The following is a 19,088-nucleotide window of genomic DNA, read 5'->3' on the forward strand; positions in this document are numbered from 1 at the left end:
GTCAGCTCCCGCGATAGGTCGAATAAGCGAAGGGGGACAACAGCAGAGGCACGTGATAGTGCGCATCGGGATCGGCGACGGTGAACGAGATGGACACCTCGGGGTAGAAAGTAGGTGTCGCTGTCGCCTCGAAGTAGTCACCCGTGTCGAACGAGAGACGGTAGACGCCCGGATCGATCGGCCCGGGTACAACTTCACCGATGCGTCCGTCCCCGTCCGTGGTAGCGGTGGAGATCTCACCCTTCTCGGGGTGGAACAACCGCACCCGCATTCCGACCGCCGGGGTCCCCGAGGTGGCGTCGAGCACGTGCGTCGACAACCCGGTCACTGCTCCGGACCCAGCATGCGGCCGAGGCGAATTCGATTGATCTTGGCCAGTTCCACGCGGAGCACCCGTCTCTCGGTTTCGGCATCGTTGTCGAGCCTCTCCTCGAGGATAGCGAGCAGGTCCTCCGCGGACCTGCCGGTGGCACACACCAGATAGACATGGCCGAACTTGTCCTCGTACGCACGGTTTCCCGCCGCCAATTTCTCGAGCACCGCGGTGCCGGCGGTCGTGACCGCCGCCTGCTCCCGCTTCGACGACGGATTGTCGGCCTTGCCACCGATTCGAGGATGGCCGTCGAGCGCATGATCGATCTCGGCTTCGGGTAGCTCGGCGAGCACTCGATCGGCTCTGTCCAACAGTAGATCTCGATTGTCGAACGGGCGGCCCTGGGCCACTCGACGGGCCCAGATCGACGACGCACAACACTCGTAGAGCGCGTGCATCGCTTGTCGATCGCTGAGCCGATTGAACCCGTCGAGCCCTATCCATTCGTGTAGCAACGTGCGCTCACTATCTGAAGTCGTTGATGCGACCGAACCGCGCGGCCGCGATCGGGTTGGCATCTGCCACCAGATCGTCGAAACGGTAGTTCGCGATCTTGGCAATCTCGATCATGGCAAACGACCGCTCTGCCGACGGCGCATTCTCGACGCGCGACCAACCATTGGCCAGGACTCGATCGTAGCGCTCGGTCTCCCGCGCGCAGATCACCAGCGGGAAGCCGAAGTGCTCGCGGTATTCGGCGGCGAGTTGCACGATGTTGTCGTGCTCGTCCTCCTCCAAGTTGGACAAGCCGACGTGGTCCGCTGCGTTGAGGGTGCCGGTGGCGTCCTCGCTGCCGAGATCGGGGTAGCTGTTGATCAGCTCGATCTGTTCCTCGGTGGTGCCGGCCAACAGTGCTTCCTGGAACGCCTCGCGCAGACCGTGCGCATCGGCGAAGGGCCGCTGCTGGTAAGCACGCTCGACAACCCACGGTGTGCCCTGCACCAAGCCTCCGAACGTGGCAGCGAAGTCCTCGGATGACATCTCGTTGACCTGGTCGAGGGTGATGCCCTTCCCTGGACCACCGGCGACGGCCTGTCCGCGATTTCCGATATGGAAGAACAACACGTTGAGCACGATTGCCGAGACAGCGCCAAGAACGATGCCACTGCCGAACAGCATTGCGAGCCAGTCCGGTACGCCTTCCGAGACGGTGGGCTGGATGGTGACGAGCATCGCCAGTCCGAGACTGGTAGCAACGATGATCAGGTTGCGGTGATCGGTGAAGTCCACCTTCGAGAGCGTCTGGATTCCGACCACAGCGACGGTCGCGAACAGCGCGAGCGCGGCTCCGCCGAGCACCGGCGGCGGGATGGATGCCACGACTGCTGCCGTTTTGGGGAGCAAGCCGAGCAGAATCATGATGCCACCGGCGGTGGCTACCACCCATCGGCTGCGAACGCCGGTCAGCCGGACCAGACCGACGTTTTCCGAAAATGCCGTGTACGGGAACGAGTTGAACGTGCCGCCGATGACGGTAGCAACGCCGTCTGCGCGCAGGGTCGCGGCGATGTCGTCCTTCTTGATGCGTTTGCCGACGATCTCACCGGTGGCATACACGCTGCCGGTGGTTTCGACCGCGATGATGAGCATGACGACGATCATCGAAATGATTGCGATGACACTGAATTTGGGAACACCGAACAGGAAGGGTTGAGTGAAACCGACCCATGATGCTTCCGAGGTGCCGTCGAAGTTCATGTCTCCCAGCACGAATGCGACGGCGCTGCCGATGACCAGGCCGAGGAGCACGGCAATGGTGGCCATGAATCCTTTGAAGAACCGTTGGATCAAGACGATGATCAGCAGAGTGCCGATCGCGTACGCCATCCACCGCCCGTTGGTCGGGTCCTGTTCGTGCGTAGCGGGATTGGTCACCGCATCGTTGACGGCCACCGGCAGCAAGGCGACACCGATGATCGTGATGACGGTGCCGGTCACCACCGGCGGGAAGAAACGCAAGAGCTTGCTGAAGTACGGTGCCATGAAGAACGTGACGAGTCCGGCCACGATGACGGCGCCGTAGACGTACAGCAACCCCTCGGTGCCGCCGCCGTTCGCCATCGCGATTGCGATCACCGGAGAGACACCGGCGAACGTCACGCCCTGCAGCAGCGGCAGGCGGACACCGATCTTCCAGAATCCGACCGACTGAATGATCGACGCGATGCCGCAGGTGAACAGATCGGCATTGATCAGATGAATCAGTTGTTCGTTGGTCAGTCCGATCGCGCTGCCGATGATGATCGGTACCAAGACCGCGCCTGCGTAGAACGCGACGACATGTTGGAACCCGTAGGCGGCAAGTTTCGGAACGGGGAGCACTTCGTCGACGGGATGGACACGTTTGCGTGTGGTGGGCTTGACGGACATGGGTGGGCACCTCGCGGAAGCAACAGGGCAGGATTCCTGCGACGCTGCAGGAGAAGTGCACTAAGAATCGGTCATCGCGCCTATCCTCGCTAGTCGAGCGCGCACAAACTTCGGGGCGTACTCGACGTGGCCGTTGTACGAACATCCAACACCGGCCCAGCGACGGAAGGAGCCAGGGTGTCCGACTCTGCCGCAGGAGTGCTTCTGGCTGCCGGTGCCGGAACGCGGTACGGCTCGCCGAAAGTACTCGCTCACGACGGGCTGTGGCTTCGCACAGCAGTACAGGCATTGCGCGACGGCGGCTGTGACCGCGTGATCGTGGTGCTGGGCGCGGCCGATGCCGATGTCCCCGACGGCGCGATCGCCGTGCTTGCACCCCAGTGGGAACAAGGAATGAGCGCGTCGTTCGAGGCCGGTCTGACCGCGGCGTCGGATGCGGACTACGCGGTGGTGCATGTGGTCGATACGCCGGACGTGGGAGCCGAGGTGGTTGGGGCCGTTCTCGATGCTGCGCGGGAAACCGGTCTCGCCAGGGCCGTGTTCGACGGCCGCCCCGGCCATCCCGTCGTGTTGGCGCGGCGTCATTTCGAGGCCGCTGCGGCGTCGGCGTCGGGCGATGTCGGTGCCCGGGGCTTTTTGAAAGGCCGCGACGACGTGAGTGCCGTCGAGTGCTCGCAGTGGGCAACGGGAATCGATCACGATTATCGGTAGTTGCCCTACTTTCTGAAGCCGGCCGCGATCGCCTCGATCATGCCGTCGAACTGATGACCACCCGTCGGGAACTCGACCACTTTCGCCGATGGGAGAGCCGTCGAGTTCAGCGCCAGGTGGGAAAAGGGAACCACCTCGTCGTCCCGGCAGTGGAGGAGCGTCAGGTCGGTCTCCGGCTCCTGGGTGGTGAACGCGTAGTCGGCGACGTCCCAGCCACGCGGAGTCCAGTCCGGCATCGCCAGTAGAGCAGCCCGGACGGGCCGATCCCGGCCACGTTCTGCCAGGACCCTGACGAGGATCGATGCACCGAAGGAATGCGCAATCACCGAATCCTCCGGTCCGAGCCGGTCCAGGTGCTGCCGAATCGGATCGGCCCAGTCCTCGAAACCCATGGCGGTGTCGGACAGCTCCGGCATACGAAGGTCGAGACGCAGAGCACCGGCCAACCCGTGCGCGAGCCCCGCGTCGTCGACGAATCCGCCGGCACCATGAACGAACAGAAGTCGACCGACCATGCTGGGGTCCTTTCCTCGGCAATGCTGTCATGGAAGAAGACCGAATCGGGGCGGTGAAGTCACCGGTAGTCGCACAATTCTGTCGTGCGCGTTTTGCGTAGCCACAGCTACGCAAAACGCGCACGAGGGTTGACCGGGTTTCAGGGTTCGTGGAACCATCGGCGGCAGCGTCGCGTGTCGATGACGGACTGCGTCAGGCATGGAGGCGTCGTACTGCCCAGGAGGCAGCGCATGTCCATCTCTTTCGATCACACCATCATTGCCGCGAAGAACAGTTCGGCATCGGCCGAATTCTTCCGCACCCTGTTCGGCTTACCAGAGGCTCCGTCATGGGGGCCGTTCGTGAACGTGCAACTCACCGACGGCACACTGATTCAGTTCGCCGAACCGCCGATGGACGACATTCAGTTCCAGCACTACGCTTTTCGAGTCAGCGAGGACCTGTTCGACGATGCATACGCCCGGCTGGTCGACAACGATGTCGAAACATTGGGCAGACCCCCGAATGACCGAACCAGGAACGGTCAATACCGGACACGGCGGCCGCGGAGTGTATTTCCGTGATCCCACCGGCCACTTCTTCGAGATGCTGACACACTCGTACCTGACCCCGCAGGGTGTACCGGTACCCTAGCGATTGTGGCCGAGCAGCAGCATGTTTCGATGACGAGAACTGCCTACGACACTGTTGCGGAGAGCTACGCAGACCTCGTTCGTGGTGAGCTCGACGGCAAGCATCTCGAGCTGGGTCTCTTGGCGACGTTTGCCGACCGAGTGCGGGGCGGCGAGGTTCTCGAGGTCGGTTGCGGTTCCGGCCGCATCACCGAGCACCTACACGGTCTGGGTGTAGACGTCGCTGGAATCGACTTGTCGACCAACATGATCGACGTTGCTCGACGCGAATTGCCACATCTGAGATTTCGTGTCGAGTCGATGGAGTCACTGTCGGCGTCAGACGGCTCGGTTGCAGGGATTGTTGCGTGGTACTCGATCATTCACACTCCTCCAGCGGAGCTGCCTGCGATATTTGCAGAACTGAACCGAGTGATGGCAGCGGATGCTCTGCTTCTGCTGGCATTTCAATCCGGCGACGAGCGAGTGCGGCTCGAACATGTTTACGGACATACAGTCTCGTACGACGCCTATCGACTGGACCCCGACGCCATTGCACAGATGGTGGTCGACGCCGAGTTCGAGATCGAGGTTCGAATACACCGGGCCCCGGTGGGAAACGAGCCGACACCGCAGGCATATCTGATGGCGCGCAAGCGAACAGCGTGACTGCCTCGGATTACGGCCGATGTCCTGCCGGCCACCTCTCGGATGGGTAGTCTTTGCCCGATGTGTGCATACCGTCCGCGTGTTCTCTTCGTCACCGACCTGGCTTATCTGTCGAAGGGCCGACGCTACTGCGACGAAGACATCTTCCTCTCGTCGCAGCTCCGCGAGTGGGTCGACATTGCGCTGTGTCACCCGCTCGACGCGCGGGCGCTGATGGACGTGTTCGACGTAGTCGTTGTCCGAAACTCGGGGCCCGTGCTGGGGTACCAGGATGCGTTCGACGCGTTCGCTCGCCACGCACGCGAGAACGGCACGAAAGTTTTCACGCAGCTCACCGGCAAAGGTGACCAGAAAGGCAAGCAGTACCTGGTCGATCTCTGTGCAGACGGTTTTCCGGTCATCCCTACCGTCGACAATCCGCGGGATGTCTCGCGCTTGCCCGAGGTGGATACCTATGTGGTGAAACCGAAATGGGGCGCCGACTCGATCGGTATGCGAAACATCGGGCGCGCCGAACTGACGGACGTGGAGCCGAACACTCTGATTCAGCCGCGAATCGATTTTGTGTACGAGGTGTCGTTCTACTTCATCGGCCGCACTCTGCAATATGCCTTGTACGCTCCGGATCCCGGCCGACGTTGGGAGTTGGAGCCGTACTCGACTTCTGCTGAGGACGAAGAGTTCGCGCAACGATTCGTCGACTGGAACGACATCGACCACGGAATCACGAGGGTCGACGCGTGCCGCACCGTCGATGGGGCTCTGCTCTTGGTCGAGCTCGAAGACCTGAACCCGTACCTCTCACTCGACCGGTTGCCCGAGTCGGCGCGTCGAGAGTTCGTGAACCACATGGCAGAGGCGATCGTAGCCCTGAGCGCCCAACCGTAGGGGGCGAACTCAGTCGGGTACAGCACGCGCGACGCCGCATCGGTGCTGACGATTGGATAGCGTCGAGTCCGTGATTCTCGAACCGAACGATGCAGTGTCCCATCGGCCTTCGAGGATCGTCGTTGCGGGGACGTCCGGCTCCGGCAAAACCACGCTGTCTGCCCGTCTCGGATCGATTCTGGGAATCGAACACATCGAGATCGACAGTCTCTATCACGGGCCGAATTGGACGCCGCGGGCGACTTTCGAGTCCGACGTGGAGGAGTTCATTGCGCGCCCGTCGTGGGTTACCGAGTGGCAGTACCAAGCTGTGCGGGATCGCCTCGCCGATCGTGCGGATCTGATGTTGTGGCTCGACCTACCGCGGCGAACGGTGATGCGGCAGATCGTGATTCGAACGTTGCGTCGACGATTCGGCAGGCGCGAACTGTGGAACGGTAACGTCGAGCCGCCGCTGCATCGAATCTTCTTCGACCGTGACCACATCATTCGATGGGCATGGCGTACGTACCCCCGGACCCCGGAGAGAGTGCATCACCTCAACGTTCGGCGTCCGGAGTCGATAATCGTACGCTTCGAGTCACACAGGGAAGTGGACGCCTGGATTGCGCATCGCCTCCGTCCGGCCGCGCCGAGCTGAAGCAGCCGAACGTCAACAGTGCAGTTGTGTGGCGAGGGACTCGATCGAGTCGACGCTGTAGGTCCAGTCCGACTCTGCCACCAGGTCGGCAGTCTGTCCCGGTCCGTGTTCGAGTGGACGGGCTACGAACGCCGTCGCGAACCCGCAGTCGGCTGCCGCGACGAGATCGCTGTTGTGCGCGGCCACCATCATGCAGTCACGCGGCTCGAGACCCAGAATATCGGCGGTACGCAGGTAGGCGTCCGGGGTGGGCTTGTACGCCCGAACCGGTTCTGCGCCGAGGATTGCATCCCACGGCAGTCCGGCGTTCTTTGCCATGTCGAGCAGCAGGGAGATGTTGCCGTTCGAGAGCGGGGCGATGATGAATTCGGTACGAAGCCGGGTGAGCCCGGGGACCGAATCCGGCCAGGGATCCAATCGGTGCCACGCCTGATTCAGCTCGGCAATGCTGTCGTCGGACAGCCGAATGTCGAACTCGGACAAGATGACTCGAAGCGATTCGAGATGCAGTACGTCGAGCCGGGTGAATGGCCTGCGGCCGGATCGGACCTCTTCCATCGCCGGCTGATACAGGCTGCGCCAGCGGTCTGCAAAGGAATAGCTGTCGACTTGCGGCCCGCACCGAGTTCGTACCTCGCGAGCGATAGTGGTGCGCCAGTCGACGACGGTGCCGAAAACGTCGAACAGAAGCGCCTTCAACGGTTCTTCTTCTTTTTCTTCGGACTCTTCGAGTGACCGCCCGCGGACAGCAATGCACCGGCCAGAGGAATGAGAAGGAAGAACAGCCACTTCTGGTCGAAGTCGGTAAGGAAGAACAACGCCAGCGAACCGAAGATCACGATCGGCATGACCACTGCACGCCAATCCAGGCCAGCACTGGTATCGGCCGAAGCAGGCGTACGCGGCGTCGTCGACGTAGCGGGGAGATCGACGAATACCGTGTCGAGCTCCCCGCGCGTCGTGGCGGAAGCGATAGTGGCACTGCGCTCGTCGAACTCGGGGACCGTGAGGCGACCCTCGCTGAAGTGCAGGCTCAGCGCGTTCAGCGCCTTTTCGCGATCAGCGGTACCGATACGAATTTCCGGAAGCTCGGACATCGCTACAGGGTAACGCTATCCAAGGCCCGGATTCGAGCCGAAATTTGCATCGCTACCGATATGTCGTTATTTGATTTCGGTGAGGACGGTGCCTTGGGTGATGGCGTCGCCTGCGGTGACGGACAGGCCGGTGACGGTGCCGGCTTTGTGGGCGGTGACGGGGTTTTCCATCTTCATCGCTTCGAGGACGGCGATGAGGTCTCCGGCTTCGACGGTTTGTCCTTCTTCGACGGCGACTTTGACCACGGTGCCTTGCATCGGGGCGGTGACCGCGTCACCGGACGCCGCCCCTGCTCCGGCACCGCCACGGGTGCGGGCTTTCGGCTTGCGCCGCACCGCACCGGCAGGTCCACCGTTGCCGCCGCCTCCGTTGCCGCCGAGGGACAGTTCCCCGGGCAGGGACACCTCGACGCGGCGGCCTCCGACCTCGACGACCACCGATTGGCGCGGCAGCATCTCCTCGTCGTCGATCGGTTGTCCGGCGGTGAACGGGGGAACCTGGTTGTCCCATTCGGTTTCGATCCACCGAGTGTGCACATCGAACGAGTCGCCGTCGCCGACGAACGCCGGATCGGAGACCACCGCAGCGTGGAACGGGATCACCGTCGCCAACCCTTCGACGGTGAATTCGGCCAACGCCCGACGCGAGCGGGCGAGGGCTTGTTCGCGGGTGGCTCCGGTGACGATGAGCTTGGCGAGCATCGAATCGAACTGGCCACCGATCACCGAGCCGGATTCGACACCCGAATCCACGCGCACTCCCGGACCGGACGGGGCGGTGAAGGTGGTGACCGGTCCGGGGGCGGGCAGGAACCCACGTCCGGCGTCTTCACCGTTGATCCGGAACTCGAACGAATGCCCCCGCGGGGTCGGGTCTTCGGTGATGGACAGTTCCTCGCCGTTGGCGATCGCGAATTGTTGCAGGACGAGGTCGATGCCGGAGGTTTCCTCGGTGACCGGGTGCTCGACCTGCAGACGAGTGTTCACTTCCAAGAACGAGACGAGGCCGTCCTGGCCGACGAGGTATTCCACCGTCCCGGCGCCGTAGTAGCCCGCTTCGAGGCAGATGGCTTTGGCGGAGGCGTGGATTTCTTTGCGTTGGGCGTCGGTGAGGAACGGGGCGGGGGCCTCTTCGACGAGTTTCTGGAAGCGGCGTTGCAGGGAGCAGTCGCGGGTGCCGGCGACGATGACGTTGCCGTGCTGGTCGGCGATGACCTGGGCTTCGACGTGGCGGGGCTTGTCGAGGTAGCGTTCGACGAAGCATTCCCCGCGCCCGAATGCGGCGACGGCTTCGCGGGTGGCGGAGTCGAACAGTTCGGGGATTTCCTCGCGGGTGCGGGCCACTTTCATGCCGCGTCCGCCGCCACCGAAGGCGGCTTTGATCGCAATGGGGAGGCCGTGTTCGTCGACGAACGCCAAAATCTCGTCGGCGTCCTTGACCGGTTCGGAGGTGCCGGGGACCGAGGGTGCTTTGGCGCGGGCGGCGATGTGGCGGGCGGTGACTTTGTCGCCGAGGTCGCGGATCGATTGTGGGGAGGGTCCGATCCAGATCAGGCCTGCGTCGATGACGGCTTGGGCGAAGTCGGCGTTCTCGGAGAGAAATCCGTAGCCGGGGTGGATGGCGTCGGCTCCGGACTTGGCGGCGGCATCCAAAATTTTGTCGATCACCAAATAAGATTCCGCCGACGACTGCCCGCCGAGTGCGAATGCTTCGTCGGCGAGGCGGACGAAGGGGGCATCGGCGTCGGGTTCGGCGTAGACAGCGACACTGGCCAACCCGGCATCAGCAGCCGCCCGGATCACCCGCACCGCGATCTCACCACGATTGGCAACAAGAACCTTGGTGATCTGAGCACTGGCATGGCTGGGCACTGAGCCTCCTACGAATGAGTCTTATCGTTGCGAACGTCAGGTCGGAGTCTAAGCACCGGCTCGGGCATCGCTGTAATCGGACTGCACCGCCACGCCGAGGGGACACAGGCTACTGGCTGGTAGGGATTCGACCACCGTCGATCCGACCGTCACGGAACGACTCCGTGGCGGTGCCGGAGATCTGAGCGGTCCCGGTGTCCGCGACTTCGGTGAGCAGCCTGCGCAAGGCGCCGATGTACTCGTGTACCCGTGCCGTCGCCTGTTCGGTATTCGGGTACCGAGCGGCGATGTTGATTCCCTGCGGAGTGCGGTTGATCCACACGTACACGTCGTGTTGATATTGCTTGCTGCGCAGCGCACGTGCATTCCAGTCCGGCCAGTGCTCGGCCGCAGGCGCGAACCGAACGTCCATGAACGACACGACGAAACGTGGGCGAGCCGAGTAGCCGAGAGTGGCGAACACCCGATCGAGAGGAACGCGGGCGATCGGTTTGGTTTTCTTCACCTCCGCCGAGGCGGCCGAGATCACCGATCCGAACGAATCTTTGCCGTCGATGTCGAAGGAGATGGGGCACAATCCGACGAACCATCCCAGCGCGGATGCCCACTGAGGTTCGTCGCGGGTGTGCACCGGAGTCACCGTGCGGAAGCGAGTGCCGCCGCCCAGCTCGGTACCGGTGATAGCCAGGACCGCGAGCAGTCCCGCGAACAGGCTGTGCCCGGTCTTGCGGCAGGCCGTCGAGAAAGCGTCGGCCTGGTCGGGGTCGAGAACCCACGCGGACAGACCTCCCTGCGGCACATCTTCCGGGCTCGGATCGCCGATGTCGAGGGGGAACGCAGGCAGTTCACCGTCGCCGTCGACGAGGAAGTCCCGCCACATCCTCACCGCATCGTGGGAGTGCTCGAGTTCGGCATGGCGCTCGCGTTCGGAGGACCCGAAATCGAGGTAGCTGCCGGCCTCGAACAGGGCGGCAGCCGGACCACCCAGTTCCTCTGCGTACAGGGCTGCGATCTCGTGCGCGACGAGAACGGTGGAGAGACCGTCGATGATCGAGTGATCGGCTGCGAAGAACACGGTGATCGGCCGTGTGTCGTCGAGCGGTTCGAGAGTGACGAAGGCGTACGCGGGCCAGATGAGCGGTGAGGTGAACTCGTCGAACAGATATTGCAGATGCTCGAAGACCTCACTCGACTGGCTGCACCGCTCCTGCTCCACCTGCCAGATGTCGATGGCACCCTCCGCGGCGGTGACCCGCGACATCTCGCCCGTCGTCTCGTCGATCGACGCGCTCGATCGCATGGCTTCGTGCCGGTCGATCCAGTTGAGAACCGCTTGCCGAAATGCCGGCTTGTTCAGCGGGCCTGCGACCTCGAAGGCAGCACCGAGCCACGATTCTCGGCCACGACGTGGACTGCTCAGACTCGTACGAAGGTGCGCCTCGTGGACGTAGGACGTCGGTCGAGTGTCCGGACGCCACCCTGCGGCCTCAGGAGTGCGGGCCTGCGGGCCGACACTGGGTATCCACTCGGTGAGCGTGCCTGCGGGAACCGCGTAGTCCGCTAACTCCGTGAACTCCATGTCGGCAGCAACCAGCCTTCGTTCGACCACATCGGGGGTGAGGGTGAATAGAGCATCGACGCTCGTGCGAAGAGTCTACCGATCACGCAATGTATCGATCAAGACGACAGCGGCGTGCGCTGTCAGCGCAAGTGCCGCTTGATGCGAGCCAACATCGCCGACATCCCGCGCAGTCGCAACGGGCTGACCGCGTCACTCAGTCCGAGAGCCGAATAGAAGTCGTCCGGTACATCGAGAATCTGCTGCGCGCTCAGACCGTCGAGCCCCTGAGCGAGGATCGAGGCGAAGCCGCGGGTGGTCGGGGCCTCGGGCGGGGCGCTGAAGTAGAGACGAATCTGCGTCCGGTCACCGGCATCGACCGACAGAAACAGCGGCGACTGGCACTCCGGCACCGGCTCCATCGCATCCTGCGCCAGGTGCTCCGGCAGCGGAGGGAGTTCGCGACTGAACTCCAGCAGCAGCTGCAGTTTGTCCTGTCCCTCCACTGCGGCGAAGTCCTCGACAATCTCGGCGAGCGATTCCGGAAGCGCGCTCATCGAGTGGCCGGTGCCGATCCGGGCTCCTCGCCCTTGGCGATCGGGACTCGAACGGCGTTGCCCCATTCGGTCCACGAGCCGTCGTAGTTGCGAACCGAGTCGTAACCCAGCAGATGGGTCAGAACGAACCAGGTGTGGCTCGACCTCTCACCGATGCGGCAGTACGCGATCACATCGTCGGTTGCGGAGGTACCGGCGTAGATCTCGTCCAACTCCTTGCGGGAGCGGAAGCGTCCGTCCGGTGCGGCCGCCTTGGCCCAGGGAATGCTGACGGCAGTGGGAATGTGCCCGCCGCGCAATGCGCCTTCCTCCGGATAATCCGGCATGTGGGTGCGTTCGCCGGTGTACTCGGCGGGGGAGCGCACGTCGATCAGCGGCACCGTACCGAGAGAGCCGAGCACGTCGGACGCGAATGCGCGAATGGGCGCATCGTTACGTTCGATCACGGGGTAGTCCGTTGCCGGGTACTCGGGTACGTCGAGAGTGGTGTCGCGATTTTCGGACAACCAGGCGTCACGGCCACCGTCGAGCAGGCGCACGTCCTGATGGCCGAACAACGTGAACACCCACAGCGCGTAGGCAGCCCACCAGTTGCTCTTGTCGCCGTAGACAACGATGGTGTCGTCTCGTGAAATGCCCTTGCGGCTCATCAGTTTCGCGAACTGCTCGCCGTCGATGTAGTCGCGGGTCACCGGGTCGTTGAGGTCCAGATGCCAGTCGATCTTGACCGCACCGGGAATGTGGCCGACGTCGTAGAGCAACACGTCCTCATCGGATTCGACGACGCGAAGGCCCGGGGTACCGAGATGGGCGGAGAGCCATTCGTTCGATACGAGTCGATCCGGATGCGCATAGTCGGCGTACGTTGCATTGGAATCGGTTGGTACAGGCACGTATCGGCTCCTACGGAAGATATTCGTCTGGCGGCCCGCCCGGGGGTGAGCGGTCTGCACCATCGATCCTATGCGGTATCGCCGCCGACATGCGCGAGTGGAGTCTGCGCACCGGAGTTGAGTCAGGTCGTCAGCGCACCGACGCCCGCGTTCGCCGTGGACGCACGCAGCAGAGCGACGAGTTCGTCGACGAACGCGCTCATCACCGACCGCGCCACCGCGGTATCGGGGAAACGTGATCGCAATGCCAAGCCCGACCGTGTGCGGGAGATCCAGAACTGGGCATCGTCGGACACGGTGGCGTTGCTGATGTGATGAGCGTTGGACTCGTCGAACCGTTCGTGTCCCTCTACTTTGGTGTAGTCGATGTACGACACCATGAACACGTCCTGCCGCGACAGCGTGAATGCGTCGCCGAGGTCGGCCAGAACCTGCGGGATCGGAACGGTGCTGAGCGGGAGAGCGGAGCGAAACGCGCTGTGGGCGGCACGGATGGTGTCGGGTAGGTCGGCTCCGACGGGCACGGTCATCGGGGCGTTGGTGGTGAACCACCCGAGTGCACGCGAGAACTGCGGACGGTGTCGGGTGTGCAGTGGAAACAGGAAGGGCACGTGATCCGGCCCGCCGATGCCGGCAACGGCCTGCGCGATGGCGGCGACGACTCCCGCGAACATCCCGGCACCGGATCGAGCGCAGAGGTGCTCGAAGTGAAGGGTCTGCGAGGCGTCGAGCAGTGTGTCGACCGTCGTGGCCTGCACAGCTGTGTCACCCTCCGCGACCCCGAGATCGAACGGGAACCTCGGCGTGGTGCCGCCGCAGTCGAGGAGAAAGTTCGACCACTGAACCATTCGTTCGTCCGCGGGGTGCACGAGGGGCTCGGTGGCTTCGATGCGGCAGTACTCGACGAAACCACCGACCGGAGGTAAATCGACCTCCGGGTTCGAGGGGCAACGGCGGTGGGCGTCGTACAGCGCGCGGATCTCGTCCACGACGACTGCGATCGACATGGCGTCGACGTTGGCGTGGTCGAACGCGCACAACACCGTCGAGGTGTCCGGTCGGTCGATTCCGAAACAGGTGTACGACGGGAATCGCCTTGTATCGCAGTGCAGTTCGAGTGAGGTCCGGAGATGGTCTCGTAGCGTGGATGTCGAGGAGAAGGCGGATCGATCGGATTGTGTCATCTCGATCGATCCTGGCCCGTAGAGCACCCGCTGGACACCTGTTGTCGTGGACACGAACGAGCTTCGCAGCGTGTCGTGGCGGTCGACAAGGTACTCGAACGCCCACCCGAGTGCTTCGACGTCGAGGCTGCCCGGCACATCGAAGGCTCCGGCGATCCATACCCGTTCGGCCTCACCGAGGTCGCCCAGGTGAAACCGCTGGTTGAACGACGGTGGAATCGACGACGGCTCCGGATTGCCGACGACGCGTGCGGAGAACTCGACCAGGGCACCTGCGCGCGGGGCGTACTCAGTGATCGAGGTGACCTGCACCGGCCGGCTCCTGAACGAGATGGTCGAGCGAGAGCACGTAATCGCCCTCGCGTGCAATGGTTTCGAGCACGTGCGCCAAATGTGTGTGGTAGCGCTCCACCGATGCGGCAGCAGTATCGGTATCCGGCGTCTGCGCTACCAGGTACAGGTGCTCACCGTCTCGATTGATCCACATCGATGCGTTCGATGTGGAGCCTTCTCCGGTGAAATGCTTCGCTCGCGTGTCCGCATCCCGTCCGACCCCAGGAAACCAGCGAAAGTCGATGTAGGAGAGCATGTTCGGGCTGACGGCGAGCTCACTGCCCAATGTCCCGTCCGCAGCGAGTGCACCCAGCACCGCGTGCACGGGTGCCTCCGCGATCTGCTTGGCGCGTTCGAACCCCGCGTGAGCCAGTGGTGCGACATCGGAGAATTTTGCGTTGCCCGCCACCTCGAACGCGACCGGCGCGAAATTGACGAACCAACCCTGAGACTGTCCGTAATCGCCGTGATGGCGGGTGCTCAGCACGGTGATCCCGAAATACTCTGCGGTGCCTGCGAGCTCGAAATCGGTGATCCCGACGGCGGCGAATATGCCGCTGCTCATCCTGCCCCCAGCGGCTTTGCATGCGGCGTCGAACGCGGCCGTCGAGGCTGCGTCCAACAGGTGGCGTTCGACGATACGGACCGGGGCCCGTTCTCCTGGCTCGAGTCCCAGATCGAGCGGGAACCGCGGCATGGATCCGTCGTGCCGAGCGAAGATGTCTCGCCACGCGGCGATCTCTGGGGAGTCGGGCCGGTAGGTTGCGGCTCGCGCTCGTTCGTCCGCGGCGTAGGCGAGGTGGCTGCCTGCCTCTGCCGGCTTCGGTGCCGTGTCGCCGATCTCGAGCGCATACAGATCGGCGAGTTCGCTGATGACCAACGCCTGCGAACCGCCATCTGTGAACGCGTGGTCCGCACCGTAGTACAACGTGAAGCTCTCCGGCCTCGACACGACGCCGAGGACGAATCCAGGCCAGATATCTGCGGTCGCCTCGGTCGAGAAGCGATGCCGCACATAGCGTTGGAACTCATCGTCGTCCGTCGACTCGCCGGCGTCCAGCACTTCGAATTCGGCGACCTCGGGTTCTGCGAGATGGCGTACGACCCCGGTGTTCTCCACCGCGAACCAGCATCGAAGACCCTCGTGTCGCAGAACGTAGGTTGCGAGAGCTCGGCTCATCGCATCCGTGTCCACGTCGCCGTCGATCTCGGTGGCCACCCCGGTGTACGCGGTATGAACATCACCGTGCTGCCGCGCCGTCCACGCCGCCTTCAGATGGTCTTCCTGCAGGAACGAGGGCGGAGTCGAATCGACCGGTGCCACTGCGGCTCTCGCCCGGGCAGCCGGTGTCGGATGCCACTCGAGCAGACGGCCCGGGGCAGGATTCCAGCTGCCCATTGCGGTGATGATCATCGTTGCTTCATCCTTTGCGATACGAGCCGCGGACCGGTCGAGTGTCTCACTCTGCGGCGACGGTCACCGACTGCGAGACCGACGTGAGCACCGTATCGGTACCGGCGTCGGATTCGATCACCGCGGTCAACACGGCCACGAATTCGGTGATGAAGCGATGGACGTTGGTGGACGCGACATCCGAGCTGGGGAAGCGCGCCGAGATGTTCAGCCCTTCGAGCGTCCGGTTGACCCAGAAGTAGACCTCGTCGTCCGCGTGGCAGTTGCTCCGCAATGCGCGACCCTTGCGCGCCTGCCACTGGGCAGCATCCGGGAGAAATCTCAGGTCGATGTACGAGACGACGAATCGGGGGATCTCCGTCGACTCCATAATCTGGGCGATTCTGGAATACGGCATGCGCGCGAGCCCTTTGTTCGCCGAGCCCGCCGACGCCGCGGCCGCGAGAGCCTCACCGAAGGTGCGCGCGCCGTCGAGTTGGATCTCCATGGGCAGGATCCCGACGTACCACCCGACCGAGGCCGCCCACTTCTGTTCGTCTCTCGTGTGCATCGGCATCACGGTGCGCAGCGACGTACGACCGGACAGGCGCGCGTTCGTCACCGCCAGGGCCGCGAGTATCCCTGCCTGCATGTTGTACCCGGCCGCGCGGCACGCGGCGTTCACTGCGTCCGACTGATCCGCGGTGAGCAGCCACGAGGAGATACTGCTCTGAGCGGCAGGACCGTCGGTCGTGGATGCACGTTCGGCCGCCACGGGAAGCGGGAAGCCCGGAAAGCGTCCGTTCTCCACGGCCAGGAAGTCCTGCCACGTGCGGACGGCACCGTGGTCGCTGGTCAGGGTGTCGCCCAGCTCGCGCTCGGAGTGACTGAAGTCCACATAACTGCCCACCTCGGGCAATTCCGGATCGGTGCCCTCCAGGGCCTGCGCGTACAACCGATCGATTTCGTTGATGGCGTATATCTGACTGTAGGCATCCATTACCGAGTGGTCGGCAGCGAATGCGAGCAGAAACGACTCGCCCGGACCGTTCGAGAGGGCACGCGAGGCATCGTCGGGCTCGATGGTCGCGAGCACGAAGTGCGGCCAGGCCGTAGGCGACACGGTCTCGCCGAACCAGGAGTGCAGATGGCTGAACACCTGTGTTTCGGTTCGTGGTTCGGTGTGCGCGTGATCGACGACCTGCACGGCGTCCGTCGGCGCTGTGTAGCGTTGCCACGTACCGGATTCCGCATCGCGACTGACCTTGGTCCGGAAGGCTTCGTGGCGTCCCATGTATGCGTGGATGGTCGAGCGCACGGCCTCGACGTCGTAGCGGCGATGAATCTCGAACACGGTCCCGATCCACGATCCCGGCGCGCTGCGCTCGCAATGATCCTGATGGGTGAACGACAGCCCGCGGGAGTCCGATGCCCAACGGTCGTCGTCGACGCGCGGAACCCACTCGGTGAGCCGTCCAGCGGGAAGTGGGTAGTCGGCGAGTTCGGTGTATTCCATGTGAGTCCTCTTCCATCCCGGGCCCGGCCAGCGGTGTTCGGCGTCAGTTCGGTATCGGTAAGTGTTTGATTACGGTCGAGCCGTGTCTGTAAAGCGGAGGTGTCGTGGCCGCGTATTCGACTCGTCGTTTATCCGATTGCTGCTTTCCTCATTGAAAGAACAACGTTTTTGCCGTCGACCCGAAGTGATTCCGAAAGACACGATAGGGGCTGTCCGAAACTATTTCGCGGCGCATAGAAGTAATACTTCTCACTGCCGAAGCTCTTGACCACAGATCTTCGTTCACACAAGGTCGTCGTACTCGGTTGTCGTATCCTACGACTAATTCACTGCATTTGCACTCCGCCTTGATGATGGGTCACAATAACCGCGCGATCGGTATTGAATTCCGGGGGGATAGGCGACCCGCGCCACCTCGGATCGCGAACATGGCGCGAGACACAGCCAGGAGATTGTCGACGCATCTATTGCCGATTGCGAATGCATTTCCCGGGCGAATTCTCACCGCTACTTCGATGCGTGGATGTAGTAGGTTCGGCGCGTGACTCGAATTGGATTTGCCGATCACCTGTTCTTGCGAATGCATCATGGCATCGGATATCCCGTCTATAACCAGTTCTTATGGTGGTTCGACGAATCGATCCAGCGGGAAGACCTGGAAAAGCTACGCGACAACCTGTCCGACGGTTTGCTTGCGCGTCGCGTCAGCGGCCCGTCGGTGCCGACAGCCCGTGAACGTTGGGTGAACTCCTCGGTGTCTCATCCACTCGATTTTCACCCCGAGTCCATCGAGTCCTCGGAGGTGTTGGCGTGGGCCGACGACTGCCTGGGTTCGGATATCGACCCCGAGACGGGCCTCGGGTGGCGGCTGGCGGCCGCGCCGTTGGCGAAGGGTGGGACGGTTCTGTCGTTGACTGCCTCGCACATGGTCGCCGACGGCGGCGCTCTGGTCGCCGCGTTCCGGCTTGCGAATTCCCGGTCCGCGGACGCACCGGCCGAGCAGCCGCGGCTGACGCCGGCCGAGCACGGACCGGCCGCAATCGTCGCGGACGTGAAAGATGCGGTCGAGCAGCTTCGATCCGCCGCCGGCTGGCTGCTGAACTCTGCCGTAGCAGCCCTGCCGATCCCGACCCGATCCGTGCCGACGCCCGCATCCCCGCGAGCGACCCCTACGCGCTCCGAGGTCGCGACCGACCCGACAGTCGACTCGGAGTGGACATCGCCTCACATGGTTGCCGAGGTGGACGCAGTCACGTGGAATGCGGTGGCCCAAAAATGGGGCGGCACGTCGAACTCGCTGTTCGTCGCGGTTCTGACGGCTGCGTCCGCGAACGCCGGACGCGCCTCGATCGGAGACACCGTGCAGTGGTCGCTGCCCGTCAGCGATCGCACCGACACCGATATCCGTTCCAACGCAACCAAGATCGTCAAGATCGACGTTCCTGTCACCGAGTCCACCGCTCTCGACCTGGCGCAGATCCGTTCGATCAGCAAAGCGGCATTCACTGCGTTCGCCGCGACGCAGGCGGCCGGTCACGCGCCCGCCGGAATCTCTCAGGCACTCGTTCAAATGCTGCCCGACGCCGTGGTTGCGCGCGTTCCGCAGCCTCGGGACGGTGCCGAAGGGTTGGCGTCCAACCTGGGTGTGTTGCCCGACGACTTCAGTACGGTGGCAGGTGTCCGAGCTCGTGCGGTGTCCGGCAGAGCGACTTTCTTCGGGGCCGACGCGGAGTTCGCTCGATCTCTGGACGGCGGACTCACGGCCTGGGTGTGCGAAACGGATGCCGCCGTCACCCTGACCGTCCACGCCATGGACCCCGATCGATTCCCCGACTACCGAGCGCTGAGTGACCACGTGGCCGCTGCGTTGACTCGATGGGGACTGTCGGCGCACTTCTGGTGAGTGC

The 19,088-nt window shown here is 63.5% G+C and carries 19 protein-coding genes; 6 read left to right on the forward strand and 13 right to left on the reverse strand.

Going from position 1 to position 19,088, the window contains the following annotated elements; all coding sequences use genetic code 11:
• Position 1: 1 nt before the first annotated feature.
• From uraH to uraD (AC5WEY_RS11595), 3 genes are read right to left on the reverse strand one after another with little or no spacing between them, the layout of a single operon-like run.
• Positions 2-328, reverse strand: coding sequence for a hydroxyisourate hydrolase (uraH, locus tag AC5WEY_RS11585; RefSeq protein WP_495646006.1), 327 nt, complete (start codon positions 326-328; stop codon positions 2-4).
• On the reverse strand, positions 325-828 hold the full coding sequence (uraD, locus tag AC5WEY_RS11590) for a 2-oxo-4-hydroxy-4-carboxy-5-ureidoimidazoline decarboxylase (RefSeq protein ID WP_495646007.1): 504 nt from the start codon (positions 826-828) through the stop codon (positions 325-327). The genes uraH and uraD (AC5WEY_RS11590) overlap by 4 nt, the downstream gene beginning before the upstream one ends.
• A gap of 10 nt (positions 829-838) precedes the next feature.
• Positions 839-2,743: a 2-oxo-4-hydroxy-4-carboxy-5-ureidoimidazoline decarboxylase gene (gene uraD, locus AC5WEY_RS11595; RefSeq protein WP_057475551.1), complete on the reverse strand. Its 1,905-nt coding sequence runs from the start codon at positions 2,741-2,743 to the stop codon at positions 839-841.
• Between the two features lie 177 nt (positions 2,744-2,920).
• On the opposite strand from uraD (AC5WEY_RS11595), the gene AC5WEY_RS11600 reads away from it, so the two are divergent.
• On the forward strand, positions 2,921-3,454 hold the full coding sequence (locus AC5WEY_RS11600; protein WP_495646008.1) for a nucleotidyltransferase family protein: 534 nt from the start codon (positions 2,921-2,923) through the stop codon (positions 3,452-3,454).
• 5 nt (positions 3,455-3,459) lie between these two features.
• Here AC5WEY_RS11600 and AC5WEY_RS11605 read toward each other — a convergent pair whose 3' ends face one another.
• Complete coding sequence (locus AC5WEY_RS11605; RefSeq protein WP_495646009.1) at positions 3,460-3,969, reverse strand: alpha/beta hydrolase; 510 nt, start codon at positions 3,967-3,969, stop codon at positions 3,460-3,462.
• A 231-nt stretch (positions 3,970-4,200) separates the two neighbouring features.
• Here AC5WEY_RS11605 and AC5WEY_RS11610 point away from each other — a divergent pair, with 231 nt between their 5' ends.
• The 4 genes from AC5WEY_RS11610 (at position 4,201) to AC5WEY_RS11625 (ending at position 6,778) form a co-directional block, all read left to right on the forward strand.
• Positions 4,201-4,533, forward strand: a complete 333-nt coding sequence (locus AC5WEY_RS11610) for a VOC family protein (protein ID WP_495646010.1) — start codon at positions 4,201-4,203, stop codon at positions 4,531-4,533.
• A gap of 99 nt (positions 4,534-4,632) precedes the next feature.
• A complete protein-coding gene (locus AC5WEY_RS11615) occupies positions 4,633-5,250 on the forward strand; it encodes a class I SAM-dependent methyltransferase (RefSeq protein WP_495646011.1) in 618 nt (205 codons plus the stop codon).
• Between the two features lie 60 nt (positions 5,251-5,310).
• On the forward strand, positions 5,311-6,138 hold the full coding sequence (locus AC5WEY_RS11620) for an ATP-grasp domain-containing protein (protein WP_495646012.1): 828 nt from the start codon (positions 5,311-5,313) through the stop codon (positions 6,136-6,138).
• Positions 6,139-6,208: 70 nt separating this feature from the next.
• Entirely contained in the window at positions 6,209-6,778 is a 570-nt protein-coding gene (locus tag AC5WEY_RS11625) for a P-loop NTPase family protein (RefSeq protein ID WP_495646013.1), read from the forward strand.
• Between the two features lie 12 nt (positions 6,779-6,790).
• On the opposite strand, the gene AC5WEY_RS11630 is transcribed toward AC5WEY_RS11625, so the two are convergent.
• The 9 genes from AC5WEY_RS11630 to AC5WEY_RS11670 all read right to left on the reverse strand — a co-directional run bounded on the left by AC5WEY_RS11630 (position 6,791) and on the right by AC5WEY_RS11670 (position 17,181).
• Positions 6,791-7,477: a haloacid dehalogenase type II gene (locus tag AC5WEY_RS11630; protein ID WP_495646014.1), complete on the reverse strand. Its 687-nt coding sequence runs from the start codon at positions 7,475-7,477 to the stop codon at positions 6,791-6,793.
• The gene (locus AC5WEY_RS11635; RefSeq protein ID WP_495646015.1) at positions 7,474-7,875 is read right to left on the reverse strand and encodes a DUF1707 SHOCT-like domain-containing protein; all 402 of its coding nucleotides are present in this window, start codon (positions 7,873-7,875) and stop codon (positions 7,474-7,476) included. Before AC5WEY_RS11635 ends, AC5WEY_RS11630 begins: the two co-directional genes overlap by 4 nt.
• 66 nt (positions 7,876-7,941) lie before the next feature.
• Complete coding sequence (locus AC5WEY_RS11640; protein ID WP_495646016.1) at positions 7,942-9,747, reverse strand: acetyl/propionyl/methylcrotonyl-CoA carboxylase subunit alpha; 1,806 nt, start codon at positions 9,745-9,747, stop codon at positions 7,942-7,944.
• A 109-nt stretch (positions 9,748-9,856) separates the two neighbouring features.
• Positions 9,857-11,326, reverse strand: coding sequence for a condensation domain-containing protein (locus tag AC5WEY_RS11645; RefSeq protein WP_495646533.1), 1,470 nt, complete (start codon positions 11,324-11,326; stop codon positions 9,857-9,859).
• A gap of 122 nt (positions 11,327-11,448) precedes the next feature.
• Positions 11,449-11,862: a SufE family protein gene (locus AC5WEY_RS11650; protein WP_057478214.1), complete on the reverse strand. Its 414-nt coding sequence runs from the start codon at positions 11,860-11,862 to the stop codon at positions 11,449-11,451.
• Positions 11,859-12,755: a sulfurtransferase gene (locus AC5WEY_RS11655; protein WP_032404103.1), complete on the reverse strand. Its 897-nt coding sequence runs from the start codon at positions 12,753-12,755 to the stop codon at positions 11,859-11,861. The genes AC5WEY_RS11650 and AC5WEY_RS11655 overlap by 4 nt, the downstream gene beginning before the upstream one ends.
• 122 nt (positions 12,756-12,877) lie before the next feature.
• Positions 12,878-14,251 carry a condensation domain-containing protein gene (locus AC5WEY_RS11660; protein ID WP_495646017.1) on the reverse strand — a complete coding sequence of 458 codons (1,374 nt, stop codon included), beginning with the start codon at positions 14,249-14,251 and terminating at the stop codon, positions 12,878-12,880.
• The gene (locus AC5WEY_RS11665) at positions 14,229-15,686 is read right to left on the reverse strand and encodes a condensation domain-containing protein (protein ID WP_495646018.1); all 1,458 of its coding nucleotides are present in this window, start codon (positions 15,684-15,686) and stop codon (positions 14,229-14,231) included. The genes AC5WEY_RS11660 and AC5WEY_RS11665 overlap by 23 nt, the downstream gene beginning before the upstream one ends.
• Positions 15,687-15,732: 46 nt before the next feature.
• On the reverse strand, positions 15,733-17,181 hold the full coding sequence (locus AC5WEY_RS11670) for a condensation domain-containing protein (protein WP_495646019.1): 1,449 nt from the start codon (positions 17,179-17,181) through the stop codon (positions 15,733-15,735).
• 541 nt (positions 17,182-17,722) lie between these two features.
• Between AC5WEY_RS11670 and AC5WEY_RS11675 the strand changes: the two genes are divergently transcribed.
• Positions 17,723-19,084 carry a hypothetical protein gene (locus AC5WEY_RS11675; RefSeq protein ID WP_495646020.1) on the forward strand — a complete coding sequence of 454 codons (1,362 nt, stop codon included), beginning with the start codon at positions 17,723-17,725 and terminating at the stop codon, positions 19,082-19,084.
• The last annotated feature ends 4 nt before the right edge of the window (positions 19,085-19,088 follow it).

The organism is Rhodococcoides sp. S146-33 (genome assembly GCF_059489205.1).